Raw genomic sequence first — 21,865 nt, forward strand, 5'->3', positions numbered from 1 at the left:
CTGGCCACAGGCATGGCCATACTTCGTCCCTGATCTGTTTGACATGCCGCATGTGTGACGTGTGACAGCAATGAGTTAGGTTTGAGCCATTTGGAGCGATCGTGATGCGACCTCTTCAAGCCTATGATGCGGACGGGAGAGCAAGGCCAAACACGGCGCTTGTCAAAGCATTGGCACAGGCAAAACAGGCGGGCGTCGATCCGGCGCTGGATTTGGTAGATTGGAAGGACTGTTTATAGGCCGCTTGCTGTATCCGCATATATGCTAATTTGACAACCGATTAGGATTTGTGCCCTCTTTGCTGGAGCTCCGTTTATTTCTTTACATAATGCGGTCCCAGCTTCGAATAACCAACCTTGAGCTTCAGACTGATTAAGTATGAAGCCCAAAGTAAAATCGGGCATGTTCTTGCCAAAAGCTACATACAAGCAAAAATCTGCTTGAATAGTTGCACAATAATTCGTGTCGGCAATTCGTCTTCGAGGAAGCACTACTCTTAGGGTACCGTCAGTTTCGAGTTCTACGCTTTTCGGTTCCAATGAAGCAAATGCTGGCTTTGCTTCTGACATTGTATCTGCAACCGATAATGAAGGCAAAAAGGCAAATAAGTTAACTATAGATTTGATGATATTTATGATTTTCGAACGCGCTTCGACCAGCTAAGAGTTGCAAAGTGGGGGTGCTCAATCAAGCCTTACTGAAATTAAAGCGTAACAAATCAAAACTTTAATTTGGTGGGGTAGGTCGTTAGGTGGGTCTAAAAATGGTATTAGTGTGCTTTTAATATCAATGCCTTGATGGAATATTTGGAGCGGGCAACGAGGAGCGACCTCGTAATTAAAGCTTGTGAAGCGTTGGGAATTCATGACCCACTATCTAATTTTTTTGTAAGTTTTCATCGCTTCTGAGGTTGTCTCTGAGGATCGGAAATTTCTTAACTGGTGGGTTAATTAGAGCATCGATCAGGCGTTCATGCCGATAACGGCAATCCCGAAAGCCATCAAGATTGCGGCGCCAAACCGGCGTTTCCAGTTCCCCTCCTTCAGGACGAAATAGCCGATTAAGGTTGCAAATATGACAGAGGTTTCGCGCAATGCCGAAACTGCCCCAAGGGGTGCGAAATTCTTTGCGTATAGAACAAGACCGTAAGCTGTCATCGAAACCATCCCACCTGCAATGCCCAATGCCCAAACCCGCGCTGGCAAGTGGAGCAGTGTCTGACGTCTGCGCCAGCCTGCAAAGCTTGCGATGAAGAGGTGCAAGAAAGCTCCCCATGCCCAATAGCTGAGGGTATTGCCCGACACGCGAACGCCAACGCCATCAACTAAAGAGTAGATTGAGATGCAAAACCCTGTCGCCAGTGCCAGTACCAATGCCGAACTTCCAACGCCTGACCTCAACACCTTCCAACTGCTAAATAGAATGCCTGTGATGATCAGGGCGATACCGCACCAAACGGCAAAGGGGAGCACTTCGCCAAGTAACAGCAATGCCCAGAGGGAAACGAGCACCGGCACGATCCCACGGGCAATTGGATAGACGACGCTCAGATCTCCATGTTGATAAGCCCGTCCCAGAAGATAGAAATAGCCGAAGTGAACAAGGGTCGACAGCGCAATGTAGATGAAACTTTCGGCGGTGGGCAACGGCAGGATGACCACCATCAACGTACCTGGCAAGACATGACCAAGCGCGACCAAGCCAAGGGTTGTTGTTCGATCTATGGCTGTCTTAACGATAGCATTCCAAACAGCGTGGAGGAGGGCCGCCGTTAAAATAATTGCAATGATTGGTAGGGACATGGTGGTCCTCTAGTTTCCGCTAGGAGGATGAATGCCATAGCGATCGGCTAACAACTCAGTGGGGCAGGCGGTGACGCCATCTAGATGAAGCTGAGGTGGTATACTTCTTGTGACTTTTGAACTTATCATGACGGCGTCTTTTTTGACGAAGACATTTCTTCAATCAGCCGTGTTTCCAACAATTGGCCATTTGCATAGAGGATTGGCGTTGCGACCGCAGCGATGTTGCTGTTGAAATCGCGAAACGCCCGCAAGGTTTCGAGATGAATATCACTGCTTGCGAGGCTTTCTGCCATACCCGATTGTAGGCGTTTGAAATGCCTTTTGCGGCTTCTACGCTCGGCGTGTTTGATCTCGGTCTTTTCCATGTTCAGCATGCGGGCACTCTCAAGATCATCAGAGATCAGAACGTTCGATGCCAGTTTTATGTTGGCCAGAATGGTTTCGTGCATTTGCTGTAGCTCTAGCCAGCCTTCATCGGAAAACGTCGCATCTGCTTTGTTAAGGTTTCCGGCCAATACCATCAGACGTGCGGCGACAACATCGCCAGCGGTCTCTAAGCGGACGGCATATTCGAGCATCTCACGGGCCATGTTGCGGCACTCTTTGTCCATCAAATCACTTGGGATACCCGCCACAAAGCCACGGATGTGGGCGAGGCAATCGTTCACTTCCTGATCAAGGTCTTGCACAGACCTGATCGCGCCCTTTTCGCCAGACTGGTAAAGGGTCATGACAGGATGGAACATCGCTTCGACCAGTTCGGTCATGCGCAGTAATTCCCGCTTGAGAGAGGATAGGGCTTGCGTGGGGGTGCCGATATTGGACGGGTCAAGTGCTGTGGGTGGCCTTGACGGAACTGGGGGCTCTGATGCGCTTGTCTCGTCTGGCCAATAACGCTCAACCGGGATTTGGAGCCAATTGCAAAATGGCAGAGCCAGCAGAACCATCGACGCATTGAATGCGATGTGTGCGATGACCAGTGATTGACCGCTATGCTCTGCTGATAGCACATTCGTATCCAAGAGCAGATTGGTGGCAAATAGGGCGATGATTGCCCAAATCCCGCGCATCACAAGGTTGGAAAATACTATCCGGCGTGCAGGCAGGGCCATGCCACGGGTCAACCAGACCGGTATAAACGCACTCCCCAGATTGGCCCCGAAAACCAGTGACAAGCCCGCAGCGAAAGGGAGCGCGCCAACCTGAACCAAAGTTACACACATCAAAATCGCTGCAACCGAGCTGTGCATCAAGAATGCCAAAGCGCAGCCAACCAGAAAGGCAGTGATGTAATCACGTGCAAGGTATTCCGAGATCACGGGCAAGAAGGTGCTTTCGCGAATTGGAGCCATCGCGTCGCGCAGAAACTGGAGCGAGATGAGGATGAGGGCGACACCCATCAAGATGCGCCCGGCCTGCCGAAGCTTTTTCGTTTCGGTTTTCACAAACAGCCATCCACCGACTGCCAGCAACACGGGCACAAGCCAGTCAAGATCAGCGGAAAGAACCAAAATAATCAACGCAGAGCCCAGATCGCCCCCCAGGACTATTGCCAGTCCAGTGCCAAATCCCAGCGCACCACTTGTTGCAAAACCTGCAGTCAATAAGGCTACGGCAGCAGAACTTTGCAAGACAAGTGCAAGAACCATCCCCACGGCACTTGCACCCGCCACACTGCGCTGCCCTGTCATAACCCGCTTAAAGGATGCGCCATAGCTGCGCTCGATACCTGTGCGCACAAGGCGCACCGCAAACAGCAACAACATCGTGGCCCCTGCGACACTCACGAGAAAGCTCAGGATTACCACAGTCTATTGCCCGACCAGTGTGAGCAGTTGGTCATGTATTTGTGCCGTTGCTGCTGACAAAACGCGACCATCGGAATTTAGGCTCAGCGCCTTTCCCTCCCAGTCGGTAATAATGCCGCCCGCTTCTTCGATCACGACCGAGAGTGGCAGATAATCATAGGGCTGAAGGTCATAGTCCACGACAGCATCGACATGGCCGGCGGCGAGTAGCGCGTGGGGGTAGCAATCATATGAAAATCGGCGGGTTTGACCGGACCCTGTGAGACGGTCAAAAACCGCTGGATGATCGGCGTAGATCTTTTCACCCTCGTTTATATATAAGATTGCTTCGCCTAAACACGTCTGATCCGAGCATCTAATGGATGTACCGTTCAGGGTGGAGCCTTTGCCTTTGACGCCAAGGAACACCTCACCCAGTGCGGGCATTCCAATGACACCAATTTCGGGCGTGCCCTCGTTCAGATGCGCAAGCAAAAAACCGAATAGCGGATGACCCGACAGAAACGAGCGCGTGCCATCAATAGGGTCGATGATCCACATGCGTTGTTTGTCCGCACCCTGAATTCCGTGCTCCTCACCGAAGATGCCGTGGTCAGGAAAATGCGTGCTCAGGTAGGCGCGCACAAGTGTTTCCACGCCCTCGTCGGCTTCTGTCACGGGGCTGGTGTCTTGCTTGAACACGGTTCCGAGAGGGCCACGGAAATATCCCATTGCGGCCTTGGCTGCAAATTGTGCTATTTTCTCCGCATGTGCGGCGTAATTAGTTTTTGACAGCATGATCGTCTCCGGCTGCGAGGTGGATTTGAATACCCCAAGCATCAATGGCTTTTGCTAGATTTGCGCGTGGTAATTGGTCTGTGACGATCATATTCACTGCGCGTGGGAGCAGGCAGCAATGGGGGGCGCTCTGATCGAATTTGTGGTGATCTAGCGCCACCAAAACCTGTGACGAGGCGCTGGCGACAACAGAAGCGAGGTTCGCCTCGGAGGCGTTCAAATTCAAAAAACCGTGTGTTGCTGACAATGCATCCGTACTCAGAATTGCCAAATCATACGCATACCTTCGGCACTGCTGCTCTGTTACAAAACCGAAGGTGCCGCGTTCGTCAGCTTGCATCTCGCCGCCGAGCAGATGCACATGGTTTCCATTGTGATTGGCCAGAGCCTGCGCAACGCCGATCGAATTTGTCACGATTGTCAGGCGGAACCGATCCCGCAAACGTTGTGCGACAAATGCGGTTGTTGAGCCGACATCCAAGAATAGCGTCATACCGTCGTGGACATGATCTGCGACAGACAAGGCAATGTCGCGTTTTTGTGAGGAATGTTTGGCAATCCGGCGCATGAAGCCTGGAGCGTCACGGGGGCCAGTCAAATGCGCACCACCGTACATGCGTTCCAGTACGCCCGTCTTCGACAGCGCCTTTATAGTGCGCCGCACGGTTTCTTCGGAGACATCCAGTGTTTTGGCCACCTCGCTACTGCGTGCTGATCCGCCCAACCGATGTAATGCATCAAGAAGTTCAAGTTCGCGGTGTGAGTGTTTAGTGTCTTTGCTCATGATGGAGGTGTTAAAACTCAATATTTTCCTCAAACTCCCACATAACTGATGGAGTATATAGGAGTGTTTACGAATAATTACTCATTTACCCATAAAATAGTGACCCCTCTTGGAAGATTCACCCTGTTCAGGCCCGCCGTATTGAGCGTTATTTGAGATCACGACCCAGACACGCCCCAAAAAGGATTCGCTGATGGACAGCTCCAAGAACGTCCTCTTTATTGTGATGGACCAGCTTCGGGCCGATTGTGTTTTTGGTGAACTGGCTGAGCATCTGGAACTGCCCAATTTGCGCGCGTTGATGGCGGATGCGGTGACCTTTCATCGGCATTTTTCGGTGACAAACCCCTGCGGTCCTTCGCGTGCGTCTCTTTTGACGGGGCAATACTCGATGAACCACCGCTCTGTTCGAAATGGCACGCCTTTGCGCCACGATGTGCCGAATATCGCGATTGAGATGCGCAAAGCGGGCTATGTGCCGATGCTGTTCGGTTATACGGACACCTCACAGGACCCCCGTGCGTATCATGCCAATGATCCTGCGTTGCGGGACTATGAGTACCACATGACCGGCTTTAAGGAAGTTGTCGAAATGCGGTATGAGATGTCTTATCCTTGGCGCTCGCATTTAATAAATCAGGGCTATGATTTCGAGACCTTCGCAAGTGTCTATGTGCCGGTATCCCCTACGGGTGACGCGCCAAAAATCAACGATCCAGCTCTCTACCGCGCTGAGGATAGTGACACCGCGTTTCTGACCGACCGTTTCCTGTCGACGATGCCAGCGTATAGAGAAACCGACTGGTTCGCGCATGTAACGTATATTCGTCCACATCCGCCCTTGGTTGTGCCTGCGCCATTCAATAGCATGTATGATCCTGCTCAGATTCCACTGCCGACACGTCACGCTACGCCATCTGATGAAATTGAAAATCATCCGTTTTTTGGACCCACGCTGGCGAGCAAAACGCCTGCTGGAAATGTTGTGGGGTTTCCCGATTTGGAGCCTACCGACGAGAATGTACAGGCGCTACGCGTGCTTTATTTTGGCCTCATCACCGAAGTTGATCAGCATGTCGGACGGGTAATCGCGTTCCTGAAACGAACAGGTCAATACGACGATACGCTGATAGTCGTGACGTCAGATCATGGTGAGATGCTGGGGGATCGGCACAGCTGGGGCAAATTTACGGTCCATGATGCGGCATATCATACGCCGCTCATTATCCGCCAACCGGGCAATGCGGCGCGGGCAGGGGCCGTGGTGAGCGAGCCAGTGGAGACCATCGATATTACGCCGACAATTCTGGATTGGGTCGGGCAGGAAATTCCTAACTCGATGGATGGCAGATCGCTTTTACCGCTGCTGCGCGGGGAGGTGCCTGATGATTGGCGAACTTACTCCTTCTCCGAATTTGATTTTGCAGAACCTGAGGCGCCGACCCTATGGGAGAAAGCACTCGGCACCGGACCCAGCAATTCCTCACTCGCGATTTTGCGTGATGCGCGGTTTACACTTGTGGAATTTGCGGCTGATTTACCCCCGATCCTGTATGATCACGAAGGTCAGGGAGAAGCGGTGAACGTGGCGGATAAACCAGATTTTCTCAACGATTTAAACAGGCTTACCCGCTTGATGCTAAGGCATCGCATGAAGAACATGGACCACACATTGTCCTTGGACACGATTACAAAAGAGGGGCCACGCCAGAAGATGCGGCGTAATGTGTAAGGTGTAATACCTGCCTCGTTATTCCAGTGGAAAGGTAGGGCGGGGCACACTCTTGTACCCTAGCGATGCGTAGTCGAGCGTACACAGCGCTCCGCTGTCGCACACAATGATACGCCCTGCGATTGGCGCAAAAGCAGCGCGAAAATGTTGCATTGATTTCAAGGCTATAACGGATTTTCGCGCGGGATGAATGCCGAAGGTTTCAAATTGTTTAAGGTCGAGCATTTGGTGCGGGATGCTGACAATCAAGATGTCGATGTCCTCTACCTCCAGTACAGCAGTTGGACCAAAGTCACGCGTCAATCCGGTCATCATCGGGCCGCTGCCCACAACGCGGCCATCACCTGTCCACTTTAGCGTGCCTGTGACGGGCAAGGGGCCGCCACCAATCAGGGGTGCTGTGGCACCGCCAATCTCCAGCGTGACTTGTGCGCCGATCTCATGACAGCTTAGGAAATGTGCCGCGACAGGGTCAATCAAAGGGCCAAAACAAGCATTATTTACGCCTGCCTCTAGCAATGCTGCCAGCAGGTTTGTAGCGTCGCCATATGCACCGGCCCCTGGATTATCGGCGTAATCAGCAATGACCAACGGACCCGCGTCCCCGTTCCATGCCTTTGCCACCGCGGCAGCCTCGGTACAGCTTAGGTAGGTGTTCAGAACGTCATGGCGGTGGTTCCAAATGTCGTCTGCAATGGTCTCCGCGATGCTTTGGTGCGCTGCTGCATTGCCGTCGCACGTGACTAAGACAGTAGGGCCAACCTCCCAGATGTCTGCATTTGGAAACGCGCCGTTGACGCTGATCGCATAGACACCTTTGCGGGCCTCGAATGCGCGGGCGAGGGCGTGTCGCTTTATCATCGGACCCTGATCGGTGCGGCCGCCATTGGCTTCTTCCAGCATGGGCCGATGCGCACGCAGTGTTACGGGGGATATGTCCCCTAACATAGTGCGGTGCAAAAGCTCGGCCGCGCGCTGTCCTGTGGCGCGAATATCTACGTGCGGATAGGTCGTGAAGGAAACCAGAATTTGCGCGTTGGCGCACATCGCCACACTCACGTTGGCGTGGGGGTCAAGCGTGACTGCAATGGGCACGTCCAGACCCGTAATAGCCCGCAAGCGGCGCAGGAGCTCCCCTTCACCATCCTCGCAAAAATCGGCAACCATCGCACCATGGAGCATCAGGAATATACCATCCCAAGTTCCGCTGGCTGCTGAAAACAAGGGAGCGGTCAGCGTGTCGAATGCATCACGGGTGACAACTCCGCCCGGACCTGCGGCGGCGCTGATGGTATGGGTGACGTCCCAGCCATAGGTCCGACCGACATCCAGCATTCCAGCCAGCTCCGTGTCTTTATCTCCTCGTTCATCAATCGCGTGATCCCCTTCGAGAAGGTAGCGGTCCCTGAAACTCTGAAGTGTTGTAGGATAGATGTTGAAAGTGTTGGTTTCGTGTACAATTTCAGCGCTCAAGACTTTAAAACTCATGGCGTTTGCCGGATGAAAGCTTGGAGACAAATAGGCCTGCTGTTAACCTGGTATGCATCACGGTTTGTCGGTTGCTTTTGTGCGTGATGCTGTGTCGACGTGGCCTGTAAACGTTCCGTAGAGGCGCGCCACTTTGTTCATGCGCGCTTCTACTTGTGGGCCAAGCTCCATAAATACACCGTTAACCATTAGGTTGGCCAGACTGGCCATCTGTGCCGTAGAATCCCAGAACAGGTTAAATGCCGTAGGCACAACAAATACCTCATCTGCAATCTTGTGACCCCAATCGCAGTAAGGGTCGGTGATAAGCGTAACAGGGATACCTGCGGCCTTTGCCTCCTGCGCAAGAACAAGGGCGTTGCGGGAGTATCTGCGGGCCTCGAAGATGACCAAAGTCGCATCGCTGTCTTCTGCCACCAGCATCTCTGCAAAGTTGCCAGCCGCGAGATCAAGCAAATGCACGCTGTCCCTGATGTACTGTAACTGGTTGGCGAAGATTTGTGCGATGCCACGCTCCGTCTGGAAGCCTACGACAAAGATTTTTTTTGCTTGTGCCAGACGGTTCACGACGCGGTCCCATTCAGGCGTAAGGGCAGCCTCATAGACCGTCACAAGTGCTGCCATTTCCAGCTCGAGACCGCGGGTGAGTTGGTCTTCTCCGGCTTTTGTTCTTTGCTGTAGATCTCGCAAACGATCACCGATCAGCCAAGGTTGATCCCCCATGTCGCTGCGCAGATTCTTTTTCAGATCTTTGAACCCATCATAGCCAATGGCGCGGCAAAAACGACCCACGGTGGGTTCACTCACCCCCACCTTTGCGGCCAAGCTTGCGGCGTTTTCAAACGGAAGGCTTGCGAATTCTGCCAGCATATACGTCGCCAACGCACGGTCTGCTTTTGAAGAGGATGACACTGCATCGGTCAATCGCTCACGTAAAGTTTGTGTCATCAATCCCTCTCATTCAGGCAGATCTACAAGCCGCTTTGGCGAGAGAGCTTTTGCAAATAAATTGCGGTATGGCCCCTCTGTCTCAGAGCAAAGTTCGGCAGTCAACTGGGCCAAAATTGGCGCCATCATGATCCCGTAGCCGCCCTGTGCCGCGAGCCAAAAGAAGTTGGGCACATCAGCATCGTCCCCCACAACGGGCGCTTCATCGGGGACAAAACTGCGCAGTCCAGCCCAGCTGTGCTCAATCCGGCTCACTTCTATTGTAGTGTTGCGCTGGATCCAATCGGCTAGCACTGCGATGTCCATATCGTCGGGCCATGCATCCATCGGCTCAGAGGGGGTCGCATCACCCGGAGAGGCCATCAGCTTGCCCGCTTCAGGTTTTATGTAGGCGTCACTCCCTGCGAAATCGATTGCGGGCAGAGTGGTGCAGTCCAGTCCTTCAGGCCCGTTGATGATGATTGCGGTGCGCCGTTTCGGGATGAGGCCGATCGGGGCTGCGCCCGCCATCGCGCCAATACGGTCCGCCCAAGCGCCAGCGGCGTTTATAACCCTCTTTGCAGAAAAGGGGGTGTTGGCCGCTTGAACGCTCCAAATATCTCCATCATGCGACATTGTCGTGACTGGATGGGCCGTTATAATTTTAGCACCGCGCGCCTTGGCCCCTTTTAGATAGGACAAGTGTAGGGTCGCCACATCAATGTCGGTCACATTTTCCTCAAACACGGCGCGTTTGACACGGTCTTTTTGCAAGAATGGGACCATAGCGCAGGCATCATTCGGAGTAATCGGGCGGATTTCCTCACCCTGCTCAGATAATGCTAGCAAGGCGTCAAGCTGGGCGTCGTGATCCCCGAATGATACGGTGAGGCAACCGCGCGGCGTCAGCAAAGGCGTCTCGCAGAATCCTTTCGGCGGAGATCTGAAAAACTCCGCACTGGCAGCATTGATTTGTCTGACAACAGGGCCACCGTAGTTGCGGGTGAACAAGGCCGCTGACCTTCCGGTCGCGTGATATCCTGTCGTACTTTCCGCTTCTAACAATATCACGTGACCATGCTGCGCCAGTTCGTAAGCTGCCGATGCACCCGCCATTCCACCGCCGATCACCAGAAAATCATAGATCATTATTGATGCCTTTGTCAGGATTCAGAAGCTGAGATCGGAGTGGAGTGGATACAAGGCTCCCTTCCGTGGTGAAATGCAAGAAAAACAGTTTTGATTGACATGTTGAAAGTTATATTACTTACTTTCCCCATCTGCGGGGTAATTTTAATGACAAAGCTTTTTCAAAAACGCCCTGTTTGGGCGGTGGAGGCTGCATCACAAACCGAGCTTTTTAGAGGTCACGCGAACGCCGACCGAGGTACATTTGGTCAGTTCGTTTGGGATCTCTTGCCGACTCCAGCCCTTCAACCCCAGCCCTTTAACCACGGTCGTAAATTCAAGCAATGGCACTCAGCCCAATAAAAGATTTCGCCGAGACACGGTGACCAACCAACAAGGAACGATTTTATGAAGAAGATACTTTTATCCAGTGCGGCGCTAACGGCGATTGCTGGTACGGCAATGGCGGCCTGTCCCGCCGTGACCGTATCGGACGCCATGGGCATTGATGCGGGTGCTTTCCCGCAGCAATACGAGCTATCGGAATTCCAAACCCTTGGCGATTGTAAGCTCGAGATGTCCGAGAACCCAGACATCGCAGCATTGAACGGGCGCATCCGTGGCAATCCTGAAATGCCTGCGCTGGCAGACCGCCTCCCATCCGAGCCGCTGGTTGTAGCGCCCTATGATATGATCGGCAGCTATGGTGGTGTGTTCAACGCCCTGTCGAATGCGACCGAAGCAGGGACATCGGACTTCATGTCTGTGCGTCATGTGAACCTTGTGCGCTATGCGGATGACCTGACAACAATCGTGCCGAACGTCGCCAAAAGCTGGTCGTGGAACGATGATTTCACACAGCTGACGTTTGTGCTGCGCGAGGGTCACAAATGGTCTGATGGTCAGCCCTTTGGTGCTGCGGACGTAGAATTCTGGTACGAAAACCTTGCCCTTGATCCCAATGTGATCGAAAGCCCTAAAGACTATGTTCTTGCGGGCGGCGAGGCGATGACCGTTGATGTCATCGATGAGCATACTGTCCGGTTTAATATGCCGTCCCCCAAGCCGGGGTTCCTTGCCCACTTTGCAAACCATTATGCCCAAGGCTTTCAGCCCAAGCATTTTCTAGGCCAGTACCATCCTGCGATCAATCCTGATGCGGATACACTTGCCCAATCGTTGGGTTTCGAGAACGGCTATGCGCTTGTAAAGGCATACTACGGCAGCTCTGACTGGATGGATACGCCGACGCCGATGCTGGCCCATCCTGACAAGGTTGCAGACCTGCCGCTCGATGCCGCACCGACGCTTGAGAGCCATATTGTCATCTCCGAGACCACCGAGGGGCGCCAGTTTGTTGCGAACCCCTACTTCTACAAGGTGGATACAGCGGGTCATCAGCTTCCCTATATAAACGAGATGGACGAGATTTTTGTTGGCGAAAGCGAAGTGCGCCTGCTGAAATTGGTCAATGGCGAGGTCGATTATAAGGCGCAAGCCCTGCAGATCGATTATGTCCCGCTGCTGATGGAAAATCAGGAAAAAGGTAATTTCGTTGTTGATCTCAAGCCTGACATCACGATGCCAACGTTTGCGTTCAACGTCACTTCTGCTGACCTTGAAAAGCGTAAGGTGTTTGGGGATCTGAAATTCCGTCAAGCGATGTCAGTTGCTATGAACCGCGACGAGATCAACGAAGTTGCCATGTTCGGACTGGGAACGCCTCAGCAATATGTCGGCTTCTCACCAACTCCTGACTTTGTACCTGCAGAATGGGAGCAGCATTTTGCCCAGCATGATCCAGAGATGGCAAAAGCGCTGCTGGACGAGATTGGTGTTGTCGACAAGGACGGTGACGGCATGCGCGAATTGCCAAATGGTGAGCCGCTTATCCTGAACCTTCAGGTTGCCACGCAAGGTATCTCGATCAAAATCGTTGAATTAGTCGGGCAAAGCTGGCGCGATGTGGGCATCAACAACACGGTCAAAGAGGTCACATCGGACGAGTATCGTTCGTCACAATCCTCAAACCAGTTGGATGTAACCCTTTGGGAGAAAAGCGTTCCACTGGCTGTTGTTTTAGGGAATGGTGAAATCTTCATTCCACCCTATGACAACTACTTCAACATGCGCACCGCAATGCTATGGGGCGAATGGGTTGATAGCGATGGCGCCTCCGGTGTTGAGCCGCCTGCTTATGCCAAAGAGATGATGGAGGATGTGAAAGCGTTTCAAGCAGCCCAAGTCGGCACGCCAGAATCTGACGCTGCGGGCCTGAAACTGGTTGAGAACATGACCAGTAACTTGCTGTTCATCGGTACGGTTAAGGAGCAAAAGCCGATCTACCGCAATGCAGATCTCAAGAATGTGCCGCCGTTCAAAACGGCGTCCTATGCTTACTACCGGACGTACCCTTACCGTCCGTCGCAGTGGTTTCTTGACGAGTAAGCTTGCTTCTTTTTGAACGCGAACACGTTGCGGGCCGTATGACTGGCCCGCAACGCAAGACCCAAGAGCGAATCCAAACGGGTCGCAAGTTGTTACAGGGCGCATAGGCACATGATCCAGTTTCTTCGGTTTGCGACGATCCGCGCCGCTCTTGCCTTTTTCACGCTGTGCCTTGTTTCCTTTATTGTTTTCTCCCTGATGGAATTGGTGCCAGGCGATTGCGCCGAGCGCTACCTTGCCTTCAAGAACAGCCAAGGCGCACAGATTTCCATTGCTGATATCGAGGCCGAGCGCGTTCGGCTGGGCCTTGACCGCCCCTTCTTTGAGCGCTGGGTCAAATGGATTTCTGGCGCTTTCCAAGGTGAGTTCGGTGACAGCTGCATTCTACGCCTCAACATTAATCAACTACTTGGTCAGAAGGTCTGGCTCAGCATCGGTATTTGTCTGGGCTCGTTGCTGGTGGCTTATTCCATCGCCATTCCGGTTGGCATCATCGCAGCCACATCGCGCAACCCGTTCCTCAACAATAGCCTTCGGCTGGTGAGCTATTTGGGGCTTGCTCTGCCGAACTTCTTGTTGGCGCTTATGATCATGCTGTTCTCGACCGTTATGTTCGGAAACAGTCTCACGGGGCTTTTCTCACCAGAGTACCGCGATGCGCCGTGGGATTGGGGCAGGATAAAAGACTTCCTGAGCCACGTTTGGTTGCCCGTCTTCATCCTTGGTTGGTCTGCGACTGCGTTTGCGATCCAGACAGTGCGGGCGCTGATGTCTGATGAGATCAGCAAGCTCTATGTGACTGCCGCCGCCGCGCGCGGTGTGTCGGGGCGCAAGTTGTTGATGCGCTATCCTGCGCGCCATGCGCTTAGCCCAATCATCAATTCGCTCGGCTTTGATTTGAACCGGATTTTTAACGAGCTGCCTATTGTGGCGCTGATCCTGACCCTCACCGAAGCAGGCTCACTGCTGATCGAAGCGCTCGCACGGTCGAACGACCAGCAACTCGCAGGGGCGATTATCTTCTTCCTGACGGGCAGTATCGTGGCGATCAACTTTATCACCGATATTGTGCTGGCTTTGGTCGATCCGCGCATTCGTCGTAGCATATTGGGATAACAGATATGGCTGAGAAGAATATCTATGATGCTGCGGTGAATCAGACTGCCAAGGACGCGTATTTCACCGCCTCTCAAGGGCAGTTGATCTGGACGCGTTTCAAAAAGCAAAAAGCGGCGATGGTCGGGGCTTGGGTGCTGGTCATCTTGATCCTCTCGGGCATCTTTGCGCCGTTTCTGACGCCTTATGACCCAACAATTGCAGGGCGTGACAAAGACTATTTGAACGGCGCGCCCACTGTTCCGCAGTTTTGCGATGACAATGGCTGCTCGCTACGCCCATTCATCTACGCGTTAGAGCGTGAACGCTCCGCCAAGACCAATTTCAGATGGGTAACCACCGTCAACACGGACAAGCGTCAATACGTCCAATTCTTTGTGGAAGGGTCGGAGTACAAGTATTTCGGCATCCCGTTTGACACCCATCTGTTCGGCATCGAGGATGGATATATCCACTTGTTCGGCACCGATTCAACGGGCAAGGACATCTTCTCGCGGACCTTCCACGCCATCAACACGTCGCTGGCGGTCGGCACCATTGGTGTCTTTATCGCCTTTGTCCTTGCGTTGATAATAGGCGGAATATCAGGGTTCTATGGGGGCTGGGTGGACAGCTTTATCCAGATGGTAACGGACGCGGTGCGCACCATTCCCGCAATCCCGCTGTTCATGGCTTTGGCGGCTTTCATCCCGGCAACATGGAGCGCGGAAGAGAGGTTTTTCTTCATATCAATCATACTGGGGTTCATCGGGTGGCCAACACTGGCGCGACGGGTCCGAACGCACCTGCTGACCGAGCGTAATCAGGAATATGTTTTGGCGGCTCAGCTGTGCGGCGCTTCTTCAGGCCATGTTATTCGCAAGCATCTGCTGCCCAGTTTCACCAGCTACATCATCGTCGATCTTGTGATCTCGTTCCCGTATATGGTGCTGTCAGAGACGGCGCTGAGCTTTATCGGTCTTGGCCTCAAGGATCCGGTCAACTCGCTGGGGGTTATGTTGCAGAACGTGACCAGCGCGGATGTTTTGCTCAATTATCAATGGTATTTCATACCGGTGATTTTCTTCATCGTGCTGGTCATGGCGTTTGTGTTTGTTGGCGACGGATTGCGCGATGCCGCCGATCCTTATGGAGATACCAAGAAATGAGCCGCCTGATCGACGTTGAAAACCTGACCTTGCAATTTGACACGGACGAGGGGCGTATCACAGCCGTTGATGATGTCTCGTTCAGCCTTGAGGCGGGGGAGGTGATGGGACTGGTGGGCGAGAGCGGGTCGGGTAAGTCAGTGACCGCGAAGTCCCTGATGAAACTCAATCCGGGCAATGCAGTGTACGGGCCGGATACAAAAATTACGTTGCACCTCGATGACGGACCTGTGGATGTCATGGCGCTGCAGAACGACCGTGAGATGAAGATCGTGCGGGGTGGTGCGATCTCGCTCATTTTTCAAGAACCGATGGCCAGCTTTGCACCTGCGATCTCGATCGGGGACCAGATGGTCGAGCAGTTGTTGATCCACACCAGTTTTTCCAAACCGCAGGCCAAAGAGGTGTCTATCGAAATGCTGGACCGTGTTGGCATATCGGACCCTAGCACGCGGTTCGGGCAATATGCGTTCGAGTTGTCTGGGGGTATGCGACAGCGTGCGATGATTGCGATGGCGCTCTCGACTAAACCCAAACTGTTGATCGCGGATGAGCCTACAACAGCACTGGATGTAACCATTCAGGCGCAGGTAATTGATCTGATGAAGGATCTCGTTTCGGAATTCGGGATGGGGATTATTTTCATCACCCACGATCTGGGTGTGATTGCCCAGACTGCCGATAAAGTTGCTGTCATGTATCTGGGGCGTCTGGTGGAACAGGGAACTGTGCGCGATGTCATCCGCAGACCAGCACACCCCTACACCCGTGGATTGCTCGCGGCGCTACCGACATTGGACGATATTGATGCACCTCTCACGCCCATCCCCGGTGATATTCCGTCCCCGTTGGAACGGCCACCGGGATGCGTCTACAATACACGCTGCCAAGAAGTTGTTGGACCTCAATGCTCGGCCAAGGTGCCTGCCTTTTTCGAGGTGGAGACGGGGCACGCAGCGGCGTGTCATCTGTATGATCCCGCAGGTGGTTTCGAATGACACAAAAACCACTGATCACAGCACAGCACCTTTCGGTTCATTACCCATTGCGCGGCGGGTTGATTGGGCCGAAGCCGTATGTAGCTGCGGTTGAAAACGTCACTATCGAAATTGCGGCGGGCAGTTTTTTCGGCCTCGTGGGCGAATCCGGTTCGGGCAAGACGACACTGGGCCGCGCCATGTTGCGCGCGGCTCCCATCACCAAAGGGGACGTGCTGTTCGATGACGGCGAAGTTGAGTATTCGCTCAAGAACCTTGGGAAAAAAGAGCTCAAAGATTACCGCAAACGGGCACAGCTTATTTTTCAAGACCCCTATGCAGCCCTCAGCCCGCGCATGACAGTGCGCGACATTATTGCAGAGCCGCTCGAAGTGATGGGTCTTACCAAGTCACGTGCGGAGACTGACGAGCGTGTGCGCGAGATTGCTGCCAAATGCCGCTTGAACGTGGAGCATTTACGCCGCTTCCCACATGCGTTCTCTGGCGGGCAGCGGCAGCGCATCTCGATTGCACGCGCGCTTGTATCGGGCCCAAAATTTATCGTCGCGGACGAGAGTGTCGCTGCTTTGGACGTGTCCATTCAGGCCGACGTGCTTAACCTGCTCAAGGCGATCCAGCAGGAAATGGGACTGACATTCCTGTTTATCAGTCATGACCTAAGCGTTGTAGCGCATGTCTGTGACCATGTTGCAGTGATGTATCTGGGCCGCCTTGTTGAGACAGCCCCGACGCGCACGTTGTTTTCAGCGCCGCGTCATCCTTACACAAAAGCGCTCCTTTCGGCGATCCCGTCGCTTGATCCTGACGACCGTGGCAAAGCGCAGAAATTGGAGGGTGAAATCCCTTCGCCGCTGAACCCGCCGCCGGGGTGCAAGTTCCAGACGCGGTGTCCCAATGCGATTGATCGGTGTCGTGTGGATGAGCCAATTCTGGAAAGTGCTGGGGATGAGCATAATGTGGCGTGCCACCGCTGGAAGGAACTTGCCCTCTGAGAAGGGGATGGTTGCGTGTTGATGACGGGTATCGTTACGATGAAACTGACCTTTGGCGGCAAGCGACAGCGGCCTTTCCCGATATGCGAATGAGTGGATAGAATATGACTGGTACATTGACGTTTGACGATCTCAAGGCCCGCGTCGCTGACGGAACCATTGATACTGTTCTGACCTGCTTGGTTGATATGCAGGGCCGCCTTATGGGCAAGCGGTTCCATGCGGTAAATTTTGTCGAAACTTCTTTCAAGGAAACGCATTGCTGCAATTACCTGCTGGCTACCGATCTTGAGATGGCCACACCTGAAGGCTACGCATCCACCAGTTGGCAGTCAGGATATGGCGATTATGTCATGGCACCAGATCTGAGCACAATCAGGCTGGTTCCTTGGCTGGAAGGCACTGCTTTGGTGTTGTGCGATGTCCTTGATCACCACACCCACGAGGCGGTTCCCCATTCCCCGCGTGCGATCCTGAAAAAGCAGATCAAGCGGCTGGAAACCTTGGGATATGACGCCAAAATGGCGACAGAGCTTGAGTTCTTTTTATTTGAAAAAAGCTTTGACGAAATCCGCAAGGAGGGCTTTCGCAATCTTGAGCCGATCAGTGGATACAATGAAGACTATAACATCCTGCAAACCACCAAAGAAGAAGGCATTATGCGGCCCATCCGCAATCATTTGTTTGCAGCAGGCGTGCCTATTGAGAATTCGAAAGGGGAGGCGGAAGCCGGACAGGAAGAGCTTAATATCCGTTACTCCCCCGCTTTGGATTGTGCAGATTACCACTCGATTGCCAAGCATGCGATCAAGGAAATTGCTTGGCAGAATGGCCGTGCTGCTACCTTTTTGCCCAAGTGGCACAAGGACCGTGTGGGATCGTCAAGCCATGTTCACCAGTCGCTTTGGCAAGGTGAGGAGGCTTCGTTCTTCGACGAAGCGGGGCAGCATGGTATGTCTGGCCTCATGGGCCACTACATGGCAGGCCTTATCAAATACGCGCCTGACTACACGTTTTTTCTGGCCCCCTATGTGAACAGTTACAAACGGTTCGCAAAAGGTACATTTGCACCCACCAAAACGGTTTGGTCTGTGGATAATCGTACTGCAGGGTTTCGTCTGTGCGGGGCAGGGACAAAGGGTGTTCGGGTTGAATGCCGGATTGGCGGGTCCGATCTCAATCCCTATTTGGCGCAAGCTGTTATGCTGGCTGCGGGCATCAAGGGAATTGAGGACAAACTTGACTTGGCCCCTGCGACGACGGGCGATGTCTATGAGGATGCTAAAGCAGCGGACATTCCGCAAACCTTACGTGCGGCCACACAAACGCTGCGCCAGTCCTCATTTTTGCGCAGTGCGTTGGGAGATGATGTTGTTGATCACTACACCCGTGCTGCAGAATGGGAACAAGAAGAGTTTGACCGCGCTGTGACCGATTGGGAAATAGCGCGCGGATTTGAGAGGGCTTGAGACCATGACCATCCAATGCATTTCACCCATTGACGGATATGTTTATGCGGCGCGCCAAACTCTGACGCGCGTGCAGGCGGACGCGGCTGTCGCGCGGGCGCGGTCCGCACAGGCGGATTGGGCCGAACGCCCACTGGCAGAGCGTGTCGCGTTGGTGCAGGCAGGCGTGGCCGCTGTTGGTGCTATGAACGATGATATCGTGCCCGAGATCGCATGGCAAATGGGCCGACCTGTGCGGTACGGTGGCGAATTCGGAGGCTTTAACGAGCGCGCCACATATATGGCTGATATCGCACAAGAGGCTTTGGCGCCCATTGTAATTGAGGACAGTGATGCGTTTCGCCGCGTGATCAAACGCGTCCCTCACGGTCTGGTTTTGGTCGTGGCCCCGTGGAATTATCCCTATATGACCGCAATCAATACGGTGGCACCCGCGCTGATTGCGGGCAATGCCGTGATGCTAAAACACGCGTCGCAGACCCCTCTGGTGGGGGAGCGGATGGCGGCGGCCTTTCATTCGGTAGGTATTCCAGAAGATGTCTTTATCAACGTGTTCCTTGATCACCAAACCACTTCTGACCTCATCGCAAGCCGTGCTTTCAACTATGTGAATTTCACAGGATCAGTTAGTGGTGGCAAGGCAATTGAAGCGGCCGCAAGTGGGACGTTCACGGGACTTGGTCTTGAGTTGGGGGGCAAAGATCCCGGCTATGTAATGGAAGATGCAAACCTCGACGCTGCTGTCGATACGCTTATCGACGGCGCAATGTTCAACTCTGGCCAATGCTGCTGCGGGATCGAGCGGATTTACGTACATGAGAGCCTGTTTGACGCCTTTGTCGAAAAGGCAGTTGAAAGCGTAAATGGCTACAAGCTCGGCAATCCGCTGGAGCACGATACGACGCTTGGACCCATGGCGCAGGTCCGCTTTGCCAATGAGGTGCGGGCCCAAACGGCCGAGGCCATCGCAGGAGGGGCCACAGCCCATATTGATCCAGCCAACTTCCCAGAGGACAATGGCGCATATCTGATGCCGCAAATTCTTACGGATGTAACTCACGATATGCGCGTGATGCGCGACGAAAGCTTTGGCCCCGTTGTAGGGATTATGTCTGTCAAAGACGATGCCGAAGCGATTAGCCTGATGAACGATAGTAGTTTTGGTCTGACTGCCTCGCTCTGGACCAGTGATGCTGCCCGTGCAGAGGCTATTGCGGACCAGATTGAAACGGGCACAGTCTTTATGAACCGCGCGGATTATCTTGATCCAGCTTTGTGTTGGACGGGATGCAAAGACACGGGGCGCGGCGGCGGGTTGTCTGTTATTGGCTACCACAACTTGACGCGTCCAAAATCATACCACCTGAAAAAGGCCTGAGAACATGAGCATTTCCGCAAACTGGTCCTATCCCACCTCAATCCGCTTTGGTGCGGGCCGCATTTCCGAGATCGCAGATGCCTGTTCTGTGGCGGGGATTGCGAAACCGCTGTTGGTCACTGACCGTGGCTTGGCCACAATGGATATCACGACAAAAACGCTTGATCTGATGGAAGCTGCGGGTCTGGGACGTGCGATGTTCTCCGATGTCGACCCGAACCCAAACGAGAAAAACGCCGCCGCAGGCGTAAAGGCTTACAATGAGGGGGGGCATGACGGAGTGATTGCCTTCGGTGGCGGTTCAGGGCTCGATCTTGGCAAGCTGGTGGCTTTTATGGCGGGCCAAACCCTTCCCCTGTGGGACTTTGAGGATATTGGTGATTGGTGGACCCGCGCGGACGCGGATGCCATTGCGCCTATCGTCGCCGTGCCAACCACTGCGGGTACGGGGTCCGAAGTGGGGCGCGCCTCTGTCATCACCAACTCCGAGACACAGCAGAAAAAGATCATATTCCATCCTAAGTTCCTGCCGTCAGTGGTAATTAGTGACCCGGAACTGACGGTCGGCATGCCTGGCTTTATCACTGCGGGAACTGGCCTTGATGCCTTTGCACATTGTGTCGAAGCATTCTGTTCGCCGCACTACCATCCGATGTCACAGGGCATGGCGCTTGAGGGGATGCGTTTGGTCAAAGAATATCTGCCTCGCGCCTTTGCTGATGGCACCGATATCGAGGCCCGTGGGCATATGATGTCTGCCGCAATAATGGGTGCAACCGCGTTTCAGAAAGGGCTTGGTGCGATCCATGCCCTGTCTCACCCTATCGGCGCCATTTACCACACCCATCATGGCACCACGAACGCCGTTTTCATGCCCGCCGTCCTTCAATTCAATAAGCCGAAAATTACTGGTGTGATAAATCAAGCGGCCGCGTATTTGGATATTTCAGGCGGGTTTGACGGGTTTTGCGAATATGTTGATGCACTGAATAGCTCTCTCGGGATTCCAAAGAAACTGTCCGGTCTTGGTGTTAAAAATCCCGATATTGATAAAATCGTCGCAGGCGCGCTAAGCGATCCAAGCACCGGCGGAAATCCGGTCAAAATGACAAAGGAAAACACGAGAAAGCTTTTGCTTGAGTGTGTCTAGGGTTTTGTGAGTGACGACAGCACCACAGAGTGCAAATAGTCGTATCGGATATGAACAACTTTCAGACTCACTTGCAACCAATCATGAATGGAGCATGCAAAACCCTCTATGAGAGGAAGCCACAGGTGGTCCATCAAAGATGGTTTTGCAACTTCATTTAGTTCGGGAACCTATTGCAGCCCGATAATAGAAATATGTGCTGGGACGACTGGAAAATCTAAAGATGTAAGCTGTGAAGCTCGCGGTCTGTAGGAAGTTACGCTTGAAGTCGGGGGCGTACAAAATTTGAGAACCGATACCCGATGGTGCAGCTGCAAGCACTTTCATCTTTATCTGCGAGGAAAGGACAGCGACGCTCAATTGGGTGATGTACTGGATATGGGAAAGAATGTAGGTGGTTTGCCCTCAAAGCTTATACGAAACATGCACTACGATATTGGTTCGTAATGGAATTGGTCTACACGGAATGTACAGATGATGAAATTTGCAGTTACGGCAGCCTTATTTCTGAAGTTATGACTAACAAGTAGGCTGGCCATGCGTGACAAACCATACCAGCACGCCGGGGGGCCGCGAAGTGTATGTGATCAGAACGGATGCAGATCGAGAAACTCGATGCCTTTTATGATACCCTTGAAATAGGTTGCGGTAAAAAGATCGGAAGCGAGTAGGAGCATCAAACTTCTGTGCACGGATTTGAAATCCGCGTCGTTGGTC

General features: G+C 53.3%; 16 protein-coding genes. 9 read left to right on the forward strand and 7 right to left on the reverse strand.

Annotation, left to right across the window (positions count from 1 at the left end; genetic code table 11):
- Positions 1 to 962 precede the first annotated feature (962 nt).
- The 4 genes from Q0775_RS16225 to Q0775_RS16240 form a co-directional block, all read right to left on the reverse strand.
- Positions 963 to 1,802, reverse strand: a complete 840-nt coding sequence (locus Q0775_RS16225) for a DMT family transporter (RefSeq protein ID WP_298863251.1) — start codon at positions 1,800 to 1,802, stop codon at positions 963 to 965.
- 125 nt (positions 1,803 to 1,927) lie between these two features.
- The gene (locus Q0775_RS16230; protein ID WP_298863254.1) at positions 1,928 to 3,613 is read right to left on the reverse strand and encodes a Na/Pi cotransporter family protein; all 1,686 of its coding nucleotides are present in this window, start codon (positions 3,611 to 3,613) and stop codon (positions 1,928 to 1,930) included.
- 3 nt (positions 3,614 to 3,616) lie between these two features.
- Positions 3,617 to 4,390, reverse strand: a complete 774-nt coding sequence (locus tag Q0775_RS16235; RefSeq protein ID WP_298863257.1) for an inositol monophosphatase family protein — start codon at positions 4,388 to 4,390, stop codon at positions 3,617 to 3,619.
- Positions 4,374 to 5,174: a DeoR/GlpR family DNA-binding transcription regulator gene (locus Q0775_RS16240; protein WP_298863262.1), complete on the reverse strand. Its 801-nt coding sequence runs from the start codon at positions 5,172 to 5,174 to the stop codon at positions 4,374 to 4,376. The genes Q0775_RS16235 and Q0775_RS16240 overlap by 17 nt, the downstream gene beginning before the upstream one ends.
- 193 nt (positions 5,175 to 5,367) lie before the next feature.
- Here Q0775_RS16240 and Q0775_RS16245 point away from each other — a divergent pair, with 193 nt between their 5' ends.
- Positions 5,368 to 6,906, forward strand: a complete 1,539-nt coding sequence (locus Q0775_RS16245) for an alkaline phosphatase family protein (protein ID WP_298863265.1) — start codon at positions 5,368 to 5,370, stop codon at positions 6,904 to 6,906.
- A gap of 18 nt (positions 6,907 to 6,924) precedes the next feature.
- Here the strand turns inward: Q0775_RS16245 and Q0775_RS16250 are convergent, their stop codons facing one another.
- From Q0775_RS16250 to Q0775_RS16260, 3 genes are read right to left on the reverse strand one after another with little or no spacing between them, the layout of a single operon-like run.
- On the reverse strand, positions 6,925 to 8,394 hold the full coding sequence (locus Q0775_RS16250) for a M81 family metallopeptidase (protein ID WP_298863268.1): 1,470 nt from the start codon (positions 8,392 to 8,394) through the stop codon (positions 6,925 to 6,927).
- Between the two features lie 57 nt (positions 8,395 to 8,451).
- Positions 8,452 to 9,342 (reverse strand): MurR/RpiR family transcriptional regulator, encoded by an 891-nt coding sequence (locus Q0775_RS16255; protein ID WP_298863271.1) that lies wholly within the window; start codon positions 9,340 to 9,342, stop codon positions 8,452 to 8,454.
- Between the two features lie 9 nt (positions 9,343 to 9,351).
- Entirely contained in the window at positions 9,352 to 10,470 is a 1,119-nt protein-coding gene (locus tag Q0775_RS16260; protein ID WP_298863276.1) for an FAD-binding oxidoreductase, read from the reverse strand.
- A 387-nt stretch (positions 10,471 to 10,857) separates the two neighbouring features.
- On the opposite strand from Q0775_RS16260, the gene Q0775_RS16265 reads away from it, so the two are divergent.
- From Q0775_RS16265 to Q0775_RS16300, 8 genes are all read left to right on the forward strand, one after another.
- Positions 10,858 to 12,897: an ABC transporter substrate-binding protein gene (locus Q0775_RS16265; protein WP_298863279.1), complete on the forward strand. Its 2,040-nt coding sequence runs from the start codon at positions 10,858 to 10,860 to the stop codon at positions 12,895 to 12,897.
- Positions 12,898 to 13,008: 111 nt separating this feature from the next.
- A complete protein-coding gene (locus Q0775_RS16270; RefSeq protein WP_298863281.1) occupies positions 13,009 to 14,013 on the forward strand; it encodes an ABC transporter permease in 1,005 nt (334 codons plus the stop codon).
- Between the two features lie 5 nt (positions 14,014 to 14,018).
- Positions 14,019 to 15,161, forward strand: coding sequence for an ABC transporter permease (locus tag Q0775_RS16275; RefSeq protein WP_298863284.1), 1,143 nt, complete (start codon positions 14,019 to 14,021; stop codon positions 15,159 to 15,161).
- Positions 15,158 to 16,159, forward strand: coding sequence for an ABC transporter ATP-binding protein (locus Q0775_RS16280; RefSeq protein ID WP_298863307.1), 1,002 nt, complete (start codon positions 15,158 to 15,160; stop codon positions 16,157 to 16,159). Before Q0775_RS16275 ends, Q0775_RS16280 begins: the two co-directional genes overlap by 4 nt.
- Positions 16,156 to 17,151, forward strand: a complete 996-nt coding sequence (locus Q0775_RS16285; protein ID WP_298863309.1) for an oligopeptide/dipeptide ABC transporter ATP-binding protein — start codon at positions 16,156 to 16,158, stop codon at positions 17,149 to 17,151. The genes Q0775_RS16280 and Q0775_RS16285 overlap by 4 nt, the downstream gene beginning before the upstream one ends.
- A 104-nt stretch (positions 17,152 to 17,255) precedes the next feature.
- The gene (locus tag Q0775_RS16290; RefSeq protein ID WP_298863312.1) at positions 17,256 to 18,620 is read left to right on the forward strand and encodes a glutamine synthetase family protein; all 1,365 of its coding nucleotides are present in this window, start codon (positions 17,256 to 17,258) and stop codon (positions 18,618 to 18,620) included.
- 4 nt (positions 18,621 to 18,624) lie between these two features.
- Positions 18,625 to 19,998, forward strand: coding sequence for an aldehyde dehydrogenase family protein (locus tag Q0775_RS16295; protein ID WP_298863314.1), 1,374 nt, complete (start codon positions 18,625 to 18,627; stop codon positions 19,996 to 19,998).
- Between the two features lie 4 nt (positions 19,999 to 20,002).
- Positions 20,003 to 21,148: an iron-containing alcohol dehydrogenase gene (locus tag Q0775_RS16300; RefSeq protein ID WP_298863317.1), complete on the forward strand. Its 1,146-nt coding sequence runs from the start codon at positions 20,003 to 20,005 to the stop codon at positions 21,146 to 21,148.
- Positions 21,149 to 21,865 lie beyond the last annotated feature (717 nt).

It is taken from the genome of uncultured Sulfitobacter sp. (assembly GCF_947499945.1).
Classification (GTDB): Bacteria; Pseudomonadota; Alphaproteobacteria; order Rhodobacterales; family Rhodobacteraceae; genus Sulfitobacter.